This window comes from Caballeronia sp. HLA56, from assembly GCF_054655155.1.
This window is the reverse complement of the sequence record NZ_BAAHOB010000002.1, coordinates 703452-722444: the sequence shown is the minus strand read 5'-3', so window position 1 is coordinate 722444 and position 18993 is coordinate 703452. Positions and strand designations below refer to the sequence as shown.

Annotated in this window: 14 protein-coding genes and 3 pseudogenes; 8 read left to right on the top strand and 9 right to left on the bottom strand. The window is 60.2% G+C overall.

The features are described from left to right. Position 1 precedes the first annotated feature (1 nt). Positions 2-3493, bottom strand: a complete 3492-nt coding sequence (locus ACYQ47_RS09655) for a transglutaminase family protein (RefSeq protein WP_459905221.1) — start codon at positions 3491-3493, stop codon at positions 2-4. Between the two features lie 190 nt (positions 3494-3683). Between ACYQ47_RS09655 and ACYQ47_RS09650 the strand changes: the two genes are divergently transcribed. Continuing rightward, positions 3684-4745 carry a zinc-binding metallopeptidase family protein gene (locus ACYQ47_RS09650; protein ID WP_244830786.1) on the top strand — a complete coding sequence of 354 codons (1062 nt, stop codon included), beginning with the start codon at positions 3684-3686 and terminating at the stop codon, positions 4743-4745. Positions 4746-4753: 8 nt separating this feature from the next. Here ACYQ47_RS09650 and ACYQ47_RS09645 read toward each other — a convergent pair whose 3' ends face one another. Both ACYQ47_RS09645 and ACYQ47_RS09640 read right to left on the bottom strand, forming a co-directional pair. Next, the gene (locus tag ACYQ47_RS09645) at positions 4754-5791 is read right to left on the bottom strand and encodes an alpha-E domain-containing protein (RefSeq protein ID WP_250469366.1); all 1038 of its coding nucleotides are present in this window, start codon (positions 5789-5791) and stop codon (positions 4754-4756) included. 56 nt (positions 5792-5847) lie between these two features. Further along, the gene (locus ACYQ47_RS09640) at positions 5848-7320 is read right to left on the bottom strand and encodes a circularly permuted type 2 ATP-grasp protein (RefSeq protein WP_250527672.1); all 1473 of its coding nucleotides are present in this window, start codon (positions 7318-7320) and stop codon (positions 5848-5850) included. A gap of 420 nt (positions 7321-7740) precedes the next feature. Here ACYQ47_RS09640 and ACYQ47_RS09635 point away from each other — a divergent pair, with 420 nt between their 5' ends. The 5 genes and pseudogenes from ACYQ47_RS09635 (at position 7741) to ACYQ47_RS09615 (ending at position 12914) form a co-directional block, all read left to right on the top strand. After that, on the top strand, positions 7741-8448 hold the full coding sequence (locus ACYQ47_RS09635) for a YceH family protein (protein ID WP_459905219.1): 708 nt from the start codon (positions 7741-7743) through the stop codon (positions 8446-8448). A gap of 282 nt (positions 8449-8730) precedes the next feature. Beyond that, positions 8731-8937 (top strand): DUF3311 domain-containing protein, encoded by a 207-nt coding sequence (locus tag ACYQ47_RS09630; RefSeq protein WP_370652249.1) that lies wholly within the window; start codon positions 8731-8733, stop codon positions 8935-8937. Next, positions 8934-10415: a monocarboxylate uptake permease MctP gene (mctP, locus tag ACYQ47_RS09625; protein WP_309847266.1), complete on the top strand. Its 1482-nt coding sequence runs from the start codon at positions 8934-8936 to the stop codon at positions 10413-10415. The genes ACYQ47_RS09630 and mctP overlap by 4 nt, the downstream gene beginning before the upstream one ends. Positions 10416-10508: 93 nt before the next feature. Then, the gene (locus tag ACYQ47_RS09620) at positions 10509-11447 is read left to right on the top strand and encodes an LLM class oxidoreductase (RefSeq protein ID WP_459905218.1); all 939 of its coding nucleotides are present in this window, start codon (positions 10509-10511) and stop codon (positions 11445-11447) included. Positions 11448-11453: 6 nt separating this feature from the next. Beyond that, positions 11454-12914 (top strand): annotated as a pseudogene (locus ACYQ47_RS09615) (amidase). 27 nt (positions 12915-12941) lie between these two features. Here ACYQ47_RS09615 and ACYQ47_RS09610 read toward each other — a convergent pair. Then, positions 12942-13415, bottom strand: coding sequence for an H-NS histone family protein (locus tag ACYQ47_RS09610; protein WP_250494571.1), 474 nt, complete (start codon positions 13413-13415; stop codon positions 12942-12944). A gap of 306 nt (positions 13416-13721) precedes the next feature. Then, positions 13722-14162 (bottom strand): DUF3331 domain-containing protein, encoded by a 441-nt coding sequence (locus ACYQ47_RS09605; RefSeq protein ID WP_250469359.1) that lies wholly within the window; start codon positions 14160-14162, stop codon positions 13722-13724. A 478-nt stretch (positions 14163-14640) separates the two neighbouring features. On the opposite strand from ACYQ47_RS09605, the gene ACYQ47_RS09600 reads away from it, so the two are divergent. Next, the gene (locus ACYQ47_RS09600; RefSeq protein WP_244830795.1) at positions 14641-14910 is read left to right on the top strand and encodes a DUF1488 family protein; all 270 of its coding nucleotides are present in this window, start codon (positions 14641-14643) and stop codon (positions 14908-14910) included. A 6-nt stretch (positions 14911-14916) separates the two neighbouring features. Here ACYQ47_RS09600 and ACYQ47_RS09595 read toward each other — a convergent pair whose 3' ends face one another. After that, positions 14917-16206 (bottom strand): c-type cytochrome, encoded by a 1290-nt coding sequence (locus ACYQ47_RS09595; protein ID WP_459905217.1) that lies wholly within the window; start codon positions 16204-16206, stop codon positions 14917-14919. Positions 16207-16217: 11 nt separating this feature from the next. After that, entirely contained in the window at positions 16218-16634 is a 417-nt protein-coding gene (locus ACYQ47_RS09590) for a molybdopterin cofactor-binding domain-containing protein (protein WP_370652259.1), read from the bottom strand. On the opposite strand from ACYQ47_RS09590, the pseudogene ACYQ47_RS09585 reads away from it, so the two are divergent. After that, positions 16629-16679, top strand: a pseudogene (locus ACYQ47_RS09585) (hypothetical protein); the annotation flags it as partial. The gene ACYQ47_RS09590 and the pseudogene ACYQ47_RS09585 overlap by 6 nt on opposite strands. Before the next feature lie 78 nt (positions 16680-16757). Here ACYQ47_RS09585 and ACYQ47_RS09580 read toward each other — a convergent pair. Together ACYQ47_RS09580 and ACYQ47_RS09575 are read right to left on the bottom strand one after the other, a co-directional pair. Continuing rightward, a pseudogene (locus tag ACYQ47_RS09580) lies at positions 16758-18452 on the bottom strand (xanthine dehydrogenase family protein molybdopterin-binding subunit); the annotation flags it as partial. A gap of 1 nt (position 18453) precedes the next feature. After that, a complete protein-coding gene (locus tag ACYQ47_RS09575; protein ID WP_244830799.1) occupies positions 18454-18909 on the bottom strand; it encodes a (2Fe-2S)-binding protein in 456 nt (151 codons plus the stop codon). Positions 18910-18993 lie beyond the last annotated feature (84 nt).

Sequence of the window (18993 nt, the reverse complement as noted above, 5' to 3'; positions counted from 1 at the left end):
CTTAACGATAGCGCAGGTCGAGCGTGAAGGGGAATTCGAGGCTGCGTTGCTGCGGCTCGATCTGTGTTGGGCCCGGCGTATGTCCCGTCGCGAAGAAACGCGCGCGCCGGCGGCTCTCCGCTTCGTATGCATTCACCGGGAACGTCTGATAATTGCGCCCGCCCGGATGCGCGACATGATACTGACATCCGCCGATGGCGCGGCCCGTCCAGGTATCGACGATATCGAAAGTCAGCGGCGCATGCACGTCGATGGTCGGATGCAGCGACGCCGATTGCGACCATGCTCTGAAGCGCACGCCGGCCACATATTCACTGACGCGTCCCGTGGGCTGCATCGGCAAGGGGCGGCCGTTCACGGTAATGACATGCCGGGCGCCGTTGAGCCCGAGCGCCCGCACTTCGAGCCGCTCGACGGAAGAATCGACGAAGCGCACCGTGCCGCCTATCGCACCTTCCTCGCCCATCACGTGCCACGGTTCGAGTGCATTGCGCAGCGTCAGTTCGATGCCATTGGTGTCGTAGGCGCCGACGAGCGGGAAACGGAATTCAAAATGCGGATCGAACCAGCTCTTCTCGAATGCGAAGCCGGCTTCGCGCAAGTCGGCCAGCACGTCCTCGAAATCCATTTCCACGAAACTGCCGAGCATGAAGCGGTCGTGCAGCTCCGTGCCCCAGCGCGTAAGGCGCGCGGTGTAGGGCTTTTCCCAGAAGCGGGCGACCAGCGCACGCAGCAGAAGCTGCTGCACGAGGCTCATGCGCGCGTGCGGCGGCATTTCGAAGCCGCGCAGTTCGAGCAGGCCGAGGCGGCCAGTCGGACCATCGGGCGAATACAGTTTGTCGATGCAGAATTCCGCGCGGTGCGTGTTGCCGGTCACATCGATCAGGATATTGCGCAGAATGCGGTCGATGAGCCAAGGCGGCACGGTGGCGCTGTCGCGACCGCCCAGCAGATCGAGCTGGCGTTGCAGTTCCTTGAATGCAATTTCAAGCTCGTAGACCTGATCGTTGCGCGCCTCGTCGACACGCGGCGCCTGGCTCGTCGGACCGATAAAGAGACCCGAGAACAGTGTGGATAGCGACGGGTGGTTGAGCCAATAGGCAATCAGGCTCGCGAGCAGATCGGGCCGTCGCAGGAATGGGCTGTCGGGCGGAGTCGCACCGCCAAGGACGAAGTGGTTGCCGCCGCCCGTGCCAGTGTGACGGCCGTCGAGCATGAATTTCTCAGGGCTCAGATACGTCTCGTGCGCCGCGTTATAGAGAAATTCGGTGTGCTCGACGAGCTGTTTCCAGTTCGATGCCGGATGAATGTTCACCTCGATCACACCAGGATCGGGCGTGACTTGCAGCACCTTCAGACGCGTGTCGCGCGGCGGCGGATAGCCTTCGACGATCACCGGGATACGCAGGTCGGCGGCCGTGGCTTCGACGGCGGCGAGCAAGTCGAGATATGCGTCGAGCGAGGTCAGCGGCGGCATGAACACATGCATGAGCTTGTTGCCGTTGCCGTGTTTCTTGAGCGCATCGGCTTCGGCTTTCGGACCTGCGGCGCGCGCCGGATTGCGTGCTTCGACGCACACGGCGGTACGCGCGATCCACTTCGCGGATTCGCCTCGTTCGGGCATGCGAGTGGTTGCCGAATACGCCGATGCATCGTCCAAGGCTGACGATCCAATCAATGCTTTCCCCGGACCTGCCGCATCGCTGCCGAGAACATCTGCGCCCGGCTCGGCATTTTGCACACCGGATTCAAAATCCCGGTCGGCGGCATATTGCATGCGAAATTCAGCCGCCCGGCGCAACGGCATGGACGGCGCAAACGGGTCGTGCTCGTGCTGATACGGATAGTCGCTCTTGGCCACCCACGGCAGCGAATCGAGCGGCATGCGGTAGCCCATCGGCGAATCGCCCGGAATCAGATACATGCGCTCGTCGCGGAAGAACCACGGGCCGCTCGCCCAGTGCGCCGGACGCGTGCCGTCGGCGGCTTCGCGGGCAATGGGCAGCGCGTAGCCGGTCACCGAGGGCAAGCCGGAATCGAACACACGGAAGAGCCGTGCGCGCTCCAGTTCGTCGTCGAGACGCGAGTCGAACGGGTCCACGTTGACCGGCAGGCGACGCTCGCGCCACAGGTAGTACCAACTGTCTTCGTAGCCCGCCTGAACGTATTTTGCATCCAAGGAAAGCTTGCCCGCGAGATGGCGAATGAAGCGCTCGGCATCTTCGGCGGTGTAGTTGGCGGGCTCGCGTTCGTCCGCGAAGAGCGTGGGATCGCTCCAGCACGGCTCGCCGTCCGCACGCCAGAATAGCGACAGCGCCCAGCGCGGCAACTGCTCGCCGGGATACCACTTGCCCTGGCCGATATGAAGGAAGCCGTTCACGCCGTACTCCGTGCGCAGCTTGTCCATTAGCGTGACGGCGTAGGCGCGTTTGGTCGGACCGAGGGCGTCGGTGTTCCATTCGGGCGCATCGCGGTCGCGCACAGCGACATAGGTCGGCTCGCCGCCCATCGTCAGGCGCACGTCGGAAGCATTCAACTGCGCATCGACCTGATCGCCCATGCGCAGCACGTCACTCCAGTCTTCCTCGCTGTACGGCTTCGTCACACGCGGCGTTTCCAGCACGCGCGTGATGGTCATGGTGTGAGTGAATTCGACTTCGCTCTCATCGACTGCACCTGAAACGGGCGCCGCGCTGTCCGGCTCCGGCGTGCACGCCACCGGAATGTGGCCTTCTCCCGCGAGCAGGCCCGAGGTCGGATCGAAACCGATCCAGCCCGCGCCCGGCAGAAACACTTCGCACCATGCATGCAGATCCGTGAAGTCGACTTCCGTGCCGCTCGGACCGTCGAGCGATTTCGTATCCGGCGCGAGCTGCAGCAGATAGCCCGAGACGAAGCGCGCTGCAAGTCCCAGATGGCGCAGCGTTTCGACGAGCAGCCAGCCTGAATCGCGGCACGAACCGGCAGCGCTGACGAGCGTTTCCTCCGGCGTCTGCACGCCCGGTTCCATGCGGATCAGGTAGCGAATCTCATCGGCGAGACGTTGATTCAATCCGACCATGAAGTCGATGGTCGGCGTCTCCGTACGGTCGATGCTCGCGATAAACTCCGCAAAGCGCGGCGTCAATTCGCGCTTGATCATGTAGGGTGCGAGGTCGTGGCGCAAATCCGGCGCGTAAGCGAACGGAAATTTTTCGGCGGACGGTTCGAGAAAGAAATCGAACGGGTTATAGACCGCCATCTCGGCGACGAGATCGACCGTCACCTTGAACTCGCGCGTTTTCTCCGGGAAAACAAGGCGCGCCTGATAATTGGCGAACGCGTCCTGCTGCCAGTTGATGAAGTGTTCCTCGGGCTCGACGTTCAACGAGTACGACAGAATCGGCGTGCGGCAATGCGGCGCCGGGCGCAAGCGCACCACTTGCGGCGACAGCCCGACGAGCCGGTCATAACGGTAATGCGTGACATGGTTCAACGCGACGCGAATGGACACACCGGACTCCTTTTATTCAAATGACGCCGCACACGGACAGTGCATCGTGCGCGTCTTATCTGTTGCTTAAGCGTTGCTGTAACGCCAGGCGGGAAGAGCGCTTAACGCGGCACGATGATTGCGTGGACTGCGCGCATCCACGAACACCGCGTCGGTTCCGACGCGAACTCCACCCCTTCCGGCTATCACGATGAAGACTTTTCACTGCAACCGCTGCGATCAGCTCGTGTTCTTCGAGAACACACACTGCGAAAATTGCGGCGCGCGGCTTGGCTACGTGCCCGAACTCAATCAGATCAGCGCATTCGAGGAAACCGGCGACGGCCAATGGAAAAGCCTGCATCCCCTCGCGAAAGACATGTTGTACCGCCCGTGTCATAACTACGAGGTCGAGAACGTCTGCAACTGGGTGGTTCCCGCCGACTCGCCGGAAACGCTCTGCTGCTCCTGCAAGCTCACGAGCGTCATTCCCAACCTCGACAATCCCGACAACCGCACCTACTGGTATCGGATCGAGGCGGCCAAGCGGCGCTTGCTCTATACGCTTTCCGAGCTCGGCCTGCCGGTGATCTCGCGGCAGGAAGACCCGGAACGCGGCCTCGAATTCCGCTTTCTCGAAGGCGATTCGCAAGGCCACGGCGTGATGACGGGTCACGACAACGGCATCATCACGCTCAACATCGCGGAAGCCGACGACGCGCATCGCGAGAAAACGCGCGCCGATCTGCATGAGCCGTATCGCACCTTGCTCGGTCATTTCCGCCATGAAACAGGGCACTATTTCTTCGATCGCCTGATTGGCGACACCGCGCGAATTGCGCCATATCGCACTGCATTCGGCGACGAGCAGCAGGACTACAACGCCGCGCTCCAGCGCCATTACAACGAGGGACCGCCTCCCAATTGGGAAGAGAACTTCGTGAGCAGCTATGCCACGATGCATCCGTGGGAGGACTGGGCCGAGACCTGGGCGCATTACCTGCATATCGTCGATACGCTCGATACCGCCGTGTCCTGCGGCCTCGCGCTCGTCCCCGACAGTCCGCATGAACCGACGCTTACCGACCAGACGCCTGTCGAGGAAACCACCTTCGATAACCTGATGAAACGCTGGTTTCCGTTGACCTATGTGCTCAACAGCCTGAACCGCAGCCTGGGCATGCCCGATGGTTATCCGTTCACGCTCGCCCCGGCGGTGATCGACAAGCTGCGCTTCGTGCATCGCGTCGTCGCGGCAGCGTCGAAACGCTAGGGACGCGTTCAAGCGGAGCCTTGCGACTGGCTCTGCGACTGACCCGTCCCCTGCGTTTGCGTCTGCGTTTGCGAGGGCTCCTGAGTCGCTTCCGGCGTCTCGGGAGCGATAGGCAAGAGAAACTCGCGGCTGATACGGCCTGCAAGATCGTTCACGCGCGCGAGAAAGCTCACGAGATACGCGTGCAGCCCCGCTTGCAGAATCTCGCTGATGCGTCCCGTTCTAAGCTCGGCGCTCAATTGCGCCGCTAGGCGCGACGCCTCGGTCTCGCGACCCTTGGTGACATGACGGATGAGCAGCTCCGCTTCGGCAATGCTCGCCGCAAGCGAGCGCGGCCATTCGCCATAGAGAATGAGGAGGCCGGCAACGCGCTCGGGCGTGATGACATCGCGATACACTCGGCGATACACCTCGAAGCCCGATACCGAGCCCAGCACGGCGGTCCAGTGGTGATAATCGAACGGCTGCGCGGAGGTATCGGCGCGCTGCTCCATCATCTCGAACTTCACATCGAGAATGCGAGCCGTATTATCCGCACGTTCGATGAAGGTTCCGAGACGCATGAAGTAAAACGCATCGTCCTTGACGAGCGTGCCGAGCTGAACCCCGCGCGAGAGATGCGAACGAAACTTCACCCACTCGAAGAAGGTATAGGGCTCGCGCTCGAGAATGCCATCGGCCAGCATGCGCTGACAGTCGAGCCACGTCGTATTGAGCGATTCCCACAACTCGCTGTTCGTCGAACTGCGTACAGCGCGTGCATTCTCGCGAGCAGCCCGCAGACAACTCACGATGGACGAGGGATTCGACATGTCCCGCGCCATGAAGTCGACGACCTCGTGGCTCTTCATGCCGTGGTGCGCGGCGGAATAGATGCCGCTTAGTTCGGAGATGGAAAGCATCGCGCGCCAGCCCAGTTCCGCATATTCGTCGGACTGCGGCAAGAGCGAAAGCTGATAGTTCGCGTCGAGCATGCGCGCGGTGTTTTCGGCGCGTTCGGTATAGCGCGCCATCCAGAAGAGATGATCCGCGGTACGGCTCAGCATGGGTTTTCCCGGTTGTTGATATGGAGGTTCGCGTCTCGATTCTCGAGCCGGGGCTCTTAGCGTTCAAGCACCCACGTGTCCTTGGTTCCGCCTCCTTGCGACGAATTCACGACAAGAGAACCTTCACGTAGCGCGACCCGAGTAAGGCCGCCCGGCACCATGCGCACCTCGTTGCCCGACAGCACGAACGGACGCAGATCGATATGGCGAGGCGCGATGCCTGCCTCCACATACGTCGGGCATGTCGATAGCGCGAGCGTAGGCTGCGCGATGTATTTGTCCGGATGCGCTTCGAGCACCTTGCGAAACTCGGCGATCTGCGCGGTCGTCGATGCCGGGCCGACCAGCATGCCGTAGCCGCCCGCGCCATGCGTTTCCTTCACGACGAGTTCGGGCAAGTGATCGAGCACATACTTGAAGTCGTCTGGCTTGCGGCACATCCATGTCGGCACGTTGTTGAGTATCGGCTCTTCGCCGAGATAGAAGCGCACCATGTCCGGCACATACGGGTAGATCGATTTGTCGTCGGCAATGCCTGTTCCTACCGCATTGCAGAGTGACACGTTGCCCGCGCGATATGCCGAGATGAGGCCCGGAACGCCGAGCGACGAATCTTCGCGGAACACGAGCGGATCGAGGAAGTCGTCATCCACGCGGCGATAGATCACATCGACGCGCTGCGGCCCTTGCGTCGTGCGCATATACACGAAGTCGTGGTCGACGAAGAGATCCTGTCCTTCGACCAACTCGACGCCCATTTGCTGCGCGAGGAACGTGTGTTCGAAATACGCCGAGTTATACATGCCGGGCGTCATCACGACGATCGTCGGATTTTCAACGCCTGCGGGTGCCGCCGCGCGCAATGTATCGAGCAGCAAATCGGGGTAATGCGCAACCGGCGCCACGCGGTTACGCGCGAACAGATCGGGAAAGAGCCGCATCATCATCTTGCGGTTTTCAAGCATGTAGGACACGCCCGACGGCACACGCAGATTGTCTTCGAGTACGTAGAACTCGCCTTGGCCGGCACGAACGATGTCGATACCCGCGATATGCGCATAGATGTCGCGCGTCACCTTAACGCCGCGCATCTCCGGCCGATACTGCGAGTTGTTGAGAATCTGCGCCTCGGGAATGATGCCCGCGCGAATGATGTTCTGCTCGTGATAGATGTCGTGAATGAACCGATTGAGCGCATTGACGCGTTGCCGCAAACCGCGCTCCAGCGCTTTCCATTCGTCTGCGGGAAAGATGCGCGGAATGACATCGAAGGGAATGGTACGTTCGGGAATGCTGCCGGATGTATCGCTCGTTCCGTAGACTGCGAACGTAATGCCGACGCGGCGAAAGTTGAGATCGGCTTCGGCGCGCTTGAGGCTGATTTGCTGTTCGCTCTGCGCGATGAGCCAGGTCATGAAATCGCGGTAATGCTTGCGCGGATCGCCCACCTCATTGAAGGCTGCCGCTGGCACACCGCGCGCCTCCAGCACGCTTTGCTCGAACATCTCGTTGAAGAATGCTTGCGTCATAACCGGTCTTCCATATGAAGTGCATGCTGGGGCGGCGCCCCTTCGCTCGTAATTCTGGTTGCACTCGCAAACGCTCGAAAGCCTAACGACGCGGCCGACCGGACTCAACCGGTATGTCGTGTTGTTTCTTAGGCGACCTCTAAGCGCGATGCCAACGATAGGCACGATTTTCGTCTGCATCGAATGCGCGGGCAGCCCAGTGCCGTTCAATCGAAAAGCAACTTCAATGCCAATGGTACAAGCCGGAATTAAACACCTTTATATTGCGCCGATGCCAACAACCATGCACCATAAAAGCGCATCGGTCCGAACGAGTGCACAGTCTGAGGAAGCCAGACGGCCGCACGGCGGTGCGCGTACGCATGAATCGTTGCGCTCCACCGGTATCATAAGCGTCTCACCGCCAGTCTCCGACAGTTTATGAATACGCCCTCTTCTCCCGCTTCGCGCCCTGCCTTGCGCGAACTCACGCCACTCGAAGCACGCGTCCTCGGCGTGCTCGTCGAAAAGCAGCATACCGTGCCAGACACTTATCCTTTATCGCTCAACTCCCTCACCTCGGGATGCAACCAGAAGACCGCACGGGCTCCAGTCATGAACGTGAGCGAGGACGAAGTCCTCACGACCATCGACGGATTGAAGCGCCTCTCGCTCGTGATGGAAGGCAGCAGCAGCCGCGTGCCGCGTTTCGAACATAACGTCAATCGTGTGCTTGGTGTGCCGAGCCAATCGGTTGCCTTGCTCGCTACGTTGTTCTTGCGCGGCCCGCAAACCGCTGCCGAATTGCGTTCGAACAGCGCGCGTCTGCATGGCTTCGCGGACATCTCCTCCGTGGAGAGCTTTCTCGATGAGCTCGCTTCCAACGACCCGCCGCGCGTGATGAAATTGCCGCGCGTGCCGGGCGAGCGCGAAAGCCGCTGGGTGCATTTGCTATGCGGCGAAGTGAGCATGAGCGATTTCCCCGTGCGCGATGTCGCTGAACGCGAGTCTTGGTCGCCATCGGAAGTCGAATCGCTCAAGGCCGAGCAAAAGCGCCTGACACTCGAAGTCAACCAGCTAAGAGCGATGGTTGAGCGCATGGCGGCTGAATTGGGTATCGACCTCGAAGGATCGTCGGACGAAGCATGAGTGTGTCGATCGATCCTGCGGGCTTTAGCGTCGAGCGTGCAATGCTGGTCGTCTTCAAAGCGGTTCAGCTTTAGCGCATCGTGCCAAGACCAACCAAAGGCGATGGTTTAGCTAATGCTCGACGTAACCGGAAAGGAACACGTAAGCATTAAACGAAGATAGCGTGACATGCGCGCATCAATTACAAATATCTTGGATAATTCGCTCGCAGCGCCAGGCGCAGACAAAAGACGATACTGTGCCGCGCCTCGAACCCGCAACGACGTATGAGGAGAACCAGCGTTGGAACCCGACACGAGCGACCAAAACAAGAACCGTCCATGGCTCTGGGCGACTCTTTTGATTCCCTATATTGCCCTGCTCTGGCTGCCGTTTTATAACGACACGCATCCATCGTTCGCAGGCTTTCCCTTCTTCTACTGGTATCAGTTTCTTTGGGTGCCGCTCACGTCGCTTTTGCTTTATGTCGTGTATCGGGGCATCAAATGAACGATCTCAATCCAGTCAATCCGGTTGCGATGACCATCTTCATCGCGTTCTTTCTATTGGTCACCGTCGTCGGCTTCTTTGCGGCGCGCTGGAAGCGTGGCGATCTTACGCAACTCCATGAATGGGGCTTGGGCGGCCGGCAATTCGGCGTATTGATTTCGTGGTTCCTGGTCGGTGGCGATTTCTATACCGCCTATACGGTGATCGCGGTTCCCGCACTGGTCTATTCGGTCGGCGCGTACGGCTTTTTCGCGCTGCCTTATACGATCATCGTGTACCCGTTCGTGTTCGCGGTAATGCCCAAGCTCTGGAAAATCGCGCACGCCAAAAATCACATCACCGCTGCGGACTATGTGCACGGCGAGTACGGCGGCAAGTGGTTCCCTGCTGCCATCGCGTTGACGGGCATCGTCGCGACCATGCCTTATATCGCGCTGCAACTGGTCGGCATGCAGGTGGTCATCAAGGGACTTGGCGTGACGGGCGAATTGCCGTTGATCGTCGCGTTCGTGATCCTCGCGCTCTACACCTACACGAGCGGCCTGCGCGCGCCCGCGATGATCGCGTTCGTCAAGGACATCATGATCTATATCGTCGTGATCGCGGCCGTGTGGGTCATTCCGTCGAAGCTCGGCGGCTATGCGCATGTGTTCGATACCGCCGATCAGTTCTTCAAGGCCAAGGGCGGCGCAACGGGCATCACGCTCAAGCCCGCGCAATTCACGGCGTATGCTTCGCTTGCGCTTGGATCGGCGCTTGCGGCATTCATGTATCCGCATACCATGACCGCCGTGCTGTCTTCGTCGTCCGCGACCACGGTGCGCAAGAACGCAATCTTTCTGCCTGCTTACACCTTGCTGCTGGGCCTGATCGCATTGCTCGGCTATATGGCGATCGCGGCGGGCATTCATGTGAAATCGGCGTCGGATGTCGTGCCCGCGCTCTTCAACACGCTGTTTCCCTCGTGGTTCGTGGGCTTCGCGGCGGCGGCCATTGCCATTAGTGCGCTCGTGCCGGCCGCGATCATGTCGATCGGCGCGGCGAATCTTTTCACACGCAACTTGTGGGGACCGCTGATCTCGCCGGACATGACGCCCGCTTCGGAAGCCGCGACGGCCAAGGTGGTATCGCTCGTCGTGAAGTTCGGCGCGCTGCTGTTCATCGTCTTCCTGCCGACGCAATATGCCATCGACCTGCAATTGCTCGGCGGCGTGTGGATTCTGCAAATATTCCCCGCTATCGTGTTCAGTCTCTACACGCGCCGCATGACGATGCCCGGCCTCTTTCTCGGCTGGCTCGTCGGTATCGTGCTCGGCACTGGACTTGCCATCTCGCAAGGGCTCAAGCCGGTGTATGTCCTGCATGTAGGCGCGGGATCGTGGCCGCTTTATATCGGCCTGATTGCGCTGGCGGTGAATATCGTCGTGACGTTCGCCGTATCGCTCGTAACGCATCGCCGCGTGGTGCCCGCGATTTAACGCCATGAACAGCCCGGCGCTTGACGGCGTCGGGCTTCTTTGCCGAGTGATAGTATCGATGGAGCATGCCCTTCTCATCTTCCGTCGAGTGCCATGTCCGCCTCTTCCATCGCGAACACGCTGTTCGCACCCGGCAAGCTCTCCATCGGCCTTACGCTTCCCTTGGTAACGTCGGGCCGGACCGTAGTGGACTTTAGCGAGCAGCTAGAACTCGCGCGTCTTGCAGATCAACTCGGCTTTCGTGCGCTATGGGTGCGCGATGTCCCGCTCAATAGCATCGACTATCCCGATCCCGTCGGACACCTCGATCCGTGGGTTCTGCTCGGCGCGCTTGCATCGAATACGCAGCGTATAGCGCTTGCAAGCGGAGCAATCGTGCTCACGTTGAGACACCCGCTTCATATCGCCAAGGGCGCCGTTTCCGTCAATACGCTTTCGCGTGGACGCTTCATTCTCGGTGTCGGCTCCGGTGACAGGCCGCCTGAATATGCGGCCTTCGGGCGCGATCCTGAAGAACGCCGCGACTTATACAAACGACATTGGGAGACGCTCGCTGCGGCCATCGAGGTGCCCTCGCGCGTCATTCCGGACCGCGAGCACGAAGGTGCGCCCGCATTCTTTCTGCGGCCTGAGCAGGACGCTTCGATTCCCTTGATCGCAGTCGGCTCCGGCGGTCAAAGCGTCGACTGGATTGCGCGTCACTCGCTTGGCTGGATGACTTATCACCGTGAACCGCAAGCGCAGCGCGGCCGCTATAGCATGTGGCGCGCAGCGGTCGAGCGCGTGTCGCCCGGCGAATTTCGCGCATTCGGCGTGGCCATGCGTCTCGACTTGAGCGAAGATCCCGACGAACCTGCCAGCGATATTCCTCTTGGCTATCGCACGGGTTATCGCGCGTTGATCGACCTGCTGCGCGCCATGCGGGATAACGGCACGCATCATGTCACGCTGAACGTTTCTTCTGAGCGGCGCGAGGCACGCGCGGTCATCGAGGAAGTCGCGGGATACGTGTTACCCGAATTTAATCGCTAAACGCATATGACCAGGCTTGCTTCCTTGCCCACCAACGATATCGTTGCACTCGACGCCATTGCGCTATCCCAAGCTATCCATGCACGAGAAGTATCTTGCGTCGAAGTGATGAGCGCGTATCTGGCGCAAGTGGATCGCCTCAACCCGCAAGTCAACGCGATTGTCGCGATGCAGGATCGCGAGAGTCTTTTAAAGCTCGCAAGCCAGCGCGACACGCAATTGGCGCATGGCGGAAGTCTTGGCGTGTTGCATGGTTTTCCTCAAGCGCCCAAGGACATTTTGCCCGTCGCCGGCATGGTGACGACCAAAGGCTCGCCCCTCTTCGCCAAGCAAATCACGCAAACCGATGCGTTCATTTTCGAACGCACGCGTCGCGCAGGCGCGGTCTTCATTGGCCGCACCAACTCTCCCGAGTTCGGCCTTGGCGGACATACCTATAACCCCGTTTATGGTTTGACGCGCAACGCATTCGATCCATCTCGGTCGGCTGGCGGAAGCAGTGGCGGCGCAGCCGTTGCGGTCGCGTTGCGCATGCTTCCCGTGGCCGATGGATCGGACATGATGGGCTCGCTGCGCACGCCGGCGGCATTCAACAACGTGTTCGGATTTCGCAGTACACCGGGATGCGTGCCGTATGGCCCCGCCGACGAAGTGTTCTATCAGCAATTCAGCGTCGCCGGTCCAATGGCGCGCACGGTCCCCGAACTCGGCTTCCTGCTTTCGGTGCAAGCGGGATTCGATGCGCGCGCCCCACTCTCGCGCCGCGGCGATTCACCGGCGGCATTTGCCAGTGCCTTGGAGCGCGATATGCGTGGCACGCGAATCGGCTGGCTTGGCGATCTGAACGGATATCTGCCTACCGAGACGTCCTTGCTCGATACCTGTAGCGCCGCCTTGCGTCACTTTGAAACGGCAGGTTGCACGGTTGAAGCGGCAGAGTTGAAATTCGATTTCAATCGCTTGTAGCAAGCGTGGATCGATTTACGCAGCTTCGCCATTGCGGGCGCTAATGCGCCGCTTTATCGCGATGCCGCTAAGCGCGCATTGCTAAAGCCCGAAGCCGTATGGGAAATCGAGCGCGGACTGGGTCTTTCGGGAGAAGACGTCTACCGCGCCGCACTGGACCGTTCGGCGTGGTATCAAACGCTCAACGCGCTATTCGAACGTTATGATTTTCTGGTGCTGCCTGCGGCACAAGTCTTCCCCTTCGATGCCACGCTCAACTGGCCTCATTCCATAGGCGCACGAACAATGGATACCTATCACCGATGGATGGAAACCGTGGTGCCCGCAACCATGGCGTCCTTACCCGCGTTGTCGGCGCCAGCCGGTTTCGGTCCTGCGGGTTTGCCAGCCGGAATACAAATAATCGGGCCGGCGCAAATGGATCTTGCCGTGTTGCAAGTCGGGCTTGCCTACGATCGCGCAAGCGGCTATTCCAGCATGCGCAGTCCGTTGCTTGCTTAGCGGGATTAAACCGCGCTAAGCGCATTTTCAAGTGTTTGCTTCTTGCACGCTTGCCGCTTTCTTTCCTGCCGGACGAGCTTTGCTCTTGGCGCCCGCTGCCTTAGACGATCCGGCCGGACTGTCACGACGCGCGCCCGTTTTGCCGTTTGATGCGCCGTCGATCAAATACACGCTACGGTCTGCTACATCCTTGATCCAGGCCGGTGGACGCGCGTGCCCACTCCAAGTCAGACCGCTCGCGGGGTCACGATACTTAGGCGGCATCTTCGATTTCTTGACGGCCTTCCTGGACGAAGCCACATTCTTCGACCCCACCGGACGCCCACGCTTCTTGACGCCAGGCGAACTGTCGCTCTTGTCGAGATCCGCCGTAGTCAGGCCATATTCCTGCATCAGCGCGCGAATGTTTGCGATCACCTCGCTCGATTTACGTTCACGCAATGCATCTGCACGGCGCTGCAATTTTTGAATCTGAGTTTCCAACTGAGCCAATGTAACCATTCTTCCCCCGTTTGATATCCTGCATAGGTCTAGGGAATGAGCGTACGAGAATTGATAAAGGCTTAAACAATGAAGCATTAATCTCGACGCGCACACTCACCCGTCGAGACATCTTAAAGCGATACCATTGTTATAGCGGCAATCGCTCAAAAGATTACTTTTTATTGCTTTCGGCCTAATTGCGTTCGATGCGCTTGACGTGCTTTAACCGCGCACGGCGCAATGGCTTAATGAATATGGCGTTGGCGAAACAATCAAAAAGCGGTGTGGCGAGGCGTGCATTGCACACGCCCTCTTGACGACTTCTCAGCTTTCCTGCGCCATCTCGGCAGGCTCGTGCACATCCGTCACGAGCGCGCCCGCAAGAATCATCGCGCCGCTATTGAGCGGCACGGAACTGCCCACGCGCCTTGGCCGATACACCGGCTGCCCGCGCCTGATCACCTGCCCGCTTAGCACGCACGTTCCGCCCTTGCGCGCCGTGCAAAGCGCCCACACCTGCTCTGAATAATTGAATGAAGTGGGATCGTGCCATGAAAGCGCCAGTGTCGATTCGCTCAAGCGCTCCAACACGCGAATGTTCACGCTTTCCGCGCCCGCCGCCCGCGCTAATGCGTTCGATGGCTCGCGCGTGAAGGCACGCGGCATCAGCCCATGGGTCTCGCCAGACTGCGATCGTCGGCTTGACCGGCTATCGAGCAATGCCAGGGTACGGCTCCAGGGATCCATCGTCGATGGAAGCTTCATGTTCCGCTCCTGCTGGCGGCAACAGACGTCCGCGAAGCAAGCCGGACCGCTGCCTGGTGAACTTTCGGGAATGCACGACGCGCCATCTTTGACACCGGGGCGAGCCGCGCCAGGTCGAACCGTTATCGACTCCTGCTCTTGGTGGAGACACTGCTCTGGACATTCGATCTAGAGTAGTACACCTGAGCATGCATTGTTTTTATTTTTCTTTCCATTCTTTTGTCGAAAATGACAAGCGTCGGTAGCTCGTGCGGGCCGTCCGGCCCGCCATTTGAGACGCGGCGGGGAAAGCGAACGCGTAATGCATTAGCGAACGAACGTTCGGCAAACCCTTTAGAATACTTTAGCGGCTTCCCACGTCACCGTAATGAAGGAAGTCGTTTGCCTGCTTGCGCACGTTTGCCGAACGATGAAGCATGCGCGGAGCGGCGAATTTCTGACAAAATAAAAACCGCGAACCGGACAACCCTGTCGAATCATGACAAGCAAGATGAACGTCAATGCCAGCGTCTCGGCGGACCGCGCGTCCGTCAGTTTCGTTGCCTTCTCGCGCGAGCAGGCCATTCAGTGCAACATCACGCGCAAGGCATTGGAGCAATATTTCTGGGCGCCCGTCGGTGCTACCGACGAGCGTCTGCTCAAAGCGTTAAGCGATGGCTACGAGCGCATCAGCGCTCGCGTTCATCGTAAATTCCTTGCTCATCCGTCGAGTTCGGTCACGCTCGACGTGGTCGATTTTTCCACTTGACGCGGCTCAACGCGCCGCCTGCGTCGACTTGCGCATTTTGGTGACGTCCTCGACGTTGACGGCGGGCGTGTTGTTGTTCCATGCGCCGCGAACGAACGTTAGTACGTCCGCTATCTGCTGATCGCTCAGTACCGGCGCATAGCGAGGCATGGGATAAGGCGCCGGCACGCCTTGAATGACGAGGTCGCCAGTGCCGTTCAGCGTCACGTTAATGAGCGACGACGCATCCTTTTCCAGCACGTTGGGATTGCCCGCCAAAGGCGCGAGCATCGGCGCAAAGCCACGACCGTCCACGCCGTGGCAATGCATGCAGTACGCCGTGTAGACACGCGCGCCCGAATCCGATGCAGCTGGACGCGCCAGGGACACCTTCGTGGCCTTGGCATCATACGAATACGGCGTGTTGCCGTTACCGCCCGCTGCCGGCAGCGACTTCAGATAACTCGCCATGGCCGCCACATCGCTGTCGTTCATGGCTTGCGTGCTGTTGTTGATCACGCTCGTCATTGCGCCGAATGCGGACGCGTGCCCGTTCGCGCCGGTTTTGAGGAACGTCGCGATATCCTGCTCGCTCCATCGGCCAAGACCGGTGTTGTGTTCGGCGGTGAGGTTCGATGCAAACCAGTTGTCGAGCAAGCCCCCGCTTAAATAGACGCTGCTCGTTTCGTCGAGTCCTTTTTCCTGGAACGCGATACCTCGTGGCGTATGACACGAGCCGCAATGGCCCAGGCCTTGAATGAGATAGGCGCCACGGTTCCAGGCGACATCCTTGCCGGATTTATCGCGGTACACGCCCTTCTCGAGAAATACCAGATTCCAAAGCTTGAGCGGCCAGCGCATGGTAAGCGGCCATTTGAAGTCTGGTTCGCGATTAGCCTGCTTGATCGGCGCGACGCCATGCATGAAATACGCATAAAGCGCATGCATGTCTTCATCGTTGATCTTTGCATAAGACGGATAAGGCATGGCCGGATAAAGATTATGGCCATCCTTGGCAACGCCCTCGCGCAAGGCTTTAGCAAAATCCTCTTCCGTATAGCGGCCAATGCCTGTGTCGGGGTCGGGCGTGATATTGGTCGTATAGATGGCGCCTAACGGCGTCATCATCGGCAAGCCGCCGGTCATGGGTTTGCCGCGCGGAGCGGAATGGCAAGCCACGCAATCGCCGGCTTTGGCAAGGTAAGCGCCGCGTGCGACGAGTGCATCGGCGGATGCATCCGCTGCATGCGCGAGTGTCGACGTCACGGCATACGCTGCAAAACAGGCAGCCACGAGCGGCTTGAATACGTTTTTCATGTCGGCCTCCGTCAAGCGCTTTGCAACTGGTTGCCGACTGGTAATTGCCTCAGTCGCTTGCCGGTGGCGGCATAAATCGCATTGGTGATGGCGGGCGCGAGTGCCGCCGTGCCCGGTTCGCCGATTCCTCCCGGCGCTTCGCTGCTCTTGACGATATGCACTTCCACCGGCGGCGTTTCGTGAATACGCAGTATCCGGTAGTCGGTGAAATTGCTCTGCTCGACGCGGCCGTCCTTGATCGTGATCTCGCTATAAAGCGCCGCCGTAATGCCGAATATGATGCCGCCTTGCACCTGCGCCTCGACCGTATTCGGATTGACGACCATGCCGCAATCCACCGCGCATACGATTCGACTGACCTTCACCGCGCCGGCTTTATCGACGGCGACGTCCGCCACGATTGCGAAGTAACTGCCGAACGCATGCATGACCGACACGCCGCGCCCCTGACCTTGCGGCATGGTTTGCTTGCCCCATTCCGCCGCCTGCGTGGCGACATCGAGCACATTGCGCGCGCGCGGCGACTTGCCGAGCAGATCGCGTCGATACTGCACGGGATCGATCTTCGCCTGCGCCGCGAGTTCGTCGATGAAACTTTCCACGACGAACGTGCCACGCGTCGGTCCCACGCCGCGCCAGAATGCGGTCGGCACCTCGCGTGGCTCCTGGCGCACGTAGTCCACGAGTTGATTCGGCAGATCGTAGGGAAGATCGGCGGAGACTTCCACCGCATCCGGGTCGATGCCATTCTTCACCGCCGGCGGCGCAAAACGCGCAAGCACCGACGAACCGACGATGCGATGCGTCCACGCCACGGGCTTGCCGTTCGCATCGAGACCGGCCGACAGCGTGTCGTGATAGCAAGGACGAAACATGTCGTGCTGAATGTCTTCCTCGCGCGACCATGTGACCTTGACCGGCACGCCAAGCTGCTTGCCTATCTTGAGCGCTTGCGTGGCCATGTCGAATTCGAGCCGTCGACCGAAGCCGCCGCCGAGCAGATGGTTATGCACGACGATCTTTTCGGGCGGCAAGCCCGTGGCTTTGACGCCTGCATCGACGACGCGCGTGGGCACTTGAGTGCCTAGCCAGACATCGCAACCATCGGCGCGCACGTGCACCGTGCAGTTGATCGGCTCCATCGTCGCGTGTGCGAGCAACGGCTGCACGTAGACGGCATCGACACGCGTCTTGGCATTGGCAAACGCCTTGTCGACATCGCCGTCCTTGCGCGCCACGGCGCCCGAGCGTCGTGCTGCGCTCGCCATTTCATCGACAAGCTGTTTCGTCGATGTGTTCGCGCCCGCGCCTTCGTTCCATTCGATCACGAGCGCGGCCGCGCCACGTTTGGCGGCCCACGTATGATCGCCGATGACCGCCACGCCGTTATCGAACTTGATGACCTGCTTCACGCCCGGGATTTTTTTGGCGTGACTGTCGTCGACGGAAACGAGCGTGCCGCCGAACACCGGGCAGTTCACGATGGCCGCATAGACCATGTCGGGCAAGCGCACGTCGAGACCGAATACCGCCGTGCCATCCACTTTTTCGGGAGAATCCAAACGCTTGGCGGGCGTGCCGATCAGCTTGAAGTCCTTGGGGTCTTTAAGCTTGATGTCTTTGGGAACCGGCAATTTGGCGGCTGCTTCGACGAGTTCGCCATAACTTGCGCTGCGCCCGCTGGATGCCTGCGTGACCTTGCCGCCTGCGGCGCTGCATGTCGATGCATCGCATTGCCATTGCTGCGCGGCAGCCGCTATGAGCGTCATGCGTGCGGCGGCGCCTGCCTTGCGCATCGGTTCCCATGCATAACGAATCGACGTTGAACCGCCGGTGAGTTGACCGCCCAGCAACGGGTCCATGAAAAGCTTTTCGTTGGGCGGCGCATGCGCAATCGCTACGCTGTCGAGCGGCACTTCCAGCTCTTCGGCGATCAACATGGGCAGCGCCGTATAAACGCCTTGTCCCATCTCGACCTTTGGCATGATGAGCGTGACCTTGCCGTTCTTGTCGATCTGCACGAAGGCGTTGGGCGCGAATACGCCGTCTTGCGGCGTTTCGACACCATCGCCGGCAATAACGGACTTGCCGCTCTTCTGATCCTGGCTCGCGGCCGGCAGACTAAAGCCGATCAATAAGCCGCCGCTGGCAGCCACGCCTATCGTTACGCCAAACTTGAGAAACGCACGGCGCGAGAATGCCCCGCGCGACGCATGACGTCCCGCCTCGATTAAGCCTTGCGACATCTCAGGCCTCCTTCGCGGCTTGCTTGATCGCCGCGCGGATGCGGTGATACGTCCCGCAGCGGCAGATGTTGCCCGCCATCGCGGCGTCGATGTCGTCGTCGGTCGGATTGGGAACGGTCGTGAGCAATGCGGTCGCGGACATGACTTGTCCGGACTGGCAGTAGCCGCACTGCACCACATCCAGTTGACGCCATGCGGTTTGCACCTTCTTGCCAGCGGGTGTGTCGCCGACGGCTTCGATCGTCGTCACCTTGCGCTCACCGACAGCCGCCACAGGCAGCACGCATGAACGCACGGCGACGCCGTCGAGATGAACGGTGCAGGCGCCGCATTGCGCGATGCCACAGCCGAACTTGGTGCCCGTCAGGCCCACAAGATCGCGCAGCACCCAAAGCAAGGGCATGTCGGGCGGCGCATCGACGGTATGCGTCTGGCCGTTGATGGAAAGCGTGGTCATTGGGCGGCTCCGGCTTATTAATGGTTATCGGATATCGCATGAGGCTGAAGGCGTGGGGCGGCCGTCAGTCTTTGAATTCATCGC

What these genes read in the sequence shown, in the direction of transcription:
- ACYQ47_RS09650 (WP_244830786.1), top strand. Translation starts at nt 3,684, where the DNA reads ATGAAGACTTTTCACTGCAACCGCTGCGATCAGCTCGTGTTCTTCGAG.
- ACYQ47_RS09645 (WP_250469366.1), bottom strand. Translation starts at nt 5,791, where the DNA reads ATGCTGAGCCGTACCGCGGATCATCTCTTCTGGATGGCGCGCTATACC.
- ACYQ47_RS09640 (WP_250527672.1), bottom strand. Translation starts at nt 7,320, where the DNA reads ATGACGCAAGCATTCTTCAACGAGATGTTCGAGCAAAGCGTGCTGGAG.
- ACYQ47_RS09635 (WP_459905219.1), top strand. Translation starts at nt 7,741, where the DNA reads ATGAATACGCCCTCTTCTCCCGCTTCGCGCCCTGCCTTGCGCGAACTC.
- mctP (WP_309847266.1), top strand. Translation starts at nt 8,934, where the DNA reads ATGAACGATCTCAATCCAGTCAATCCGGTTGCGATGACCATCTTCATC.
- ACYQ47_RS09620 (WP_459905218.1), top strand. Translation starts at nt 10,509, where the DNA reads ATGTCCGCCTCTTCCATCGCGAACACGCTGTTCGCACCCGGCAAGCTC.
- ACYQ47_RS09610 (WP_250494571.1), bottom strand. Translation starts at nt 13,415, where the DNA reads ATGGTTACATTGGCTCAGTTGGAAACTCAGATTCAAAAATTGCAGCGC.
- ACYQ47_RS09605 (WP_250469359.1), bottom strand. Translation starts at nt 14,162, where the DNA reads ATGAAGCTTCCATCGACGATGGATCCCTGGAGCCGTACCCTGGCATTG.
- ACYQ47_RS09600 (WP_244830795.1), top strand. Translation starts at nt 14,641, where the DNA reads ATGACAAGCAAGATGAACGTCAATGCCAGCGTCTCGGCGGACCGCGCG.
- ACYQ47_RS09595 (WP_459905217.1), bottom strand. Translation starts at nt 16,206, where the DNA reads ATGAAAAACGTATTCAAGCCGCTCGTGGCTGCCTGTTTTGCAGCGTAT.
- ACYQ47_RS09590 (WP_370652259.1), bottom strand. Translation starts at nt 16,634, where the DNA reads ATGCATGCGTTCGGCAGTTACTTCGCAATCGTGGCGGACGTCGCCGTC.
- ACYQ47_RS09575 (WP_244830799.1), bottom strand. Translation starts at nt 18,909, where the DNA reads ATGACCACGCTTTCCATCAACGGCCAGACGCATACCGTCGATGCGCCG.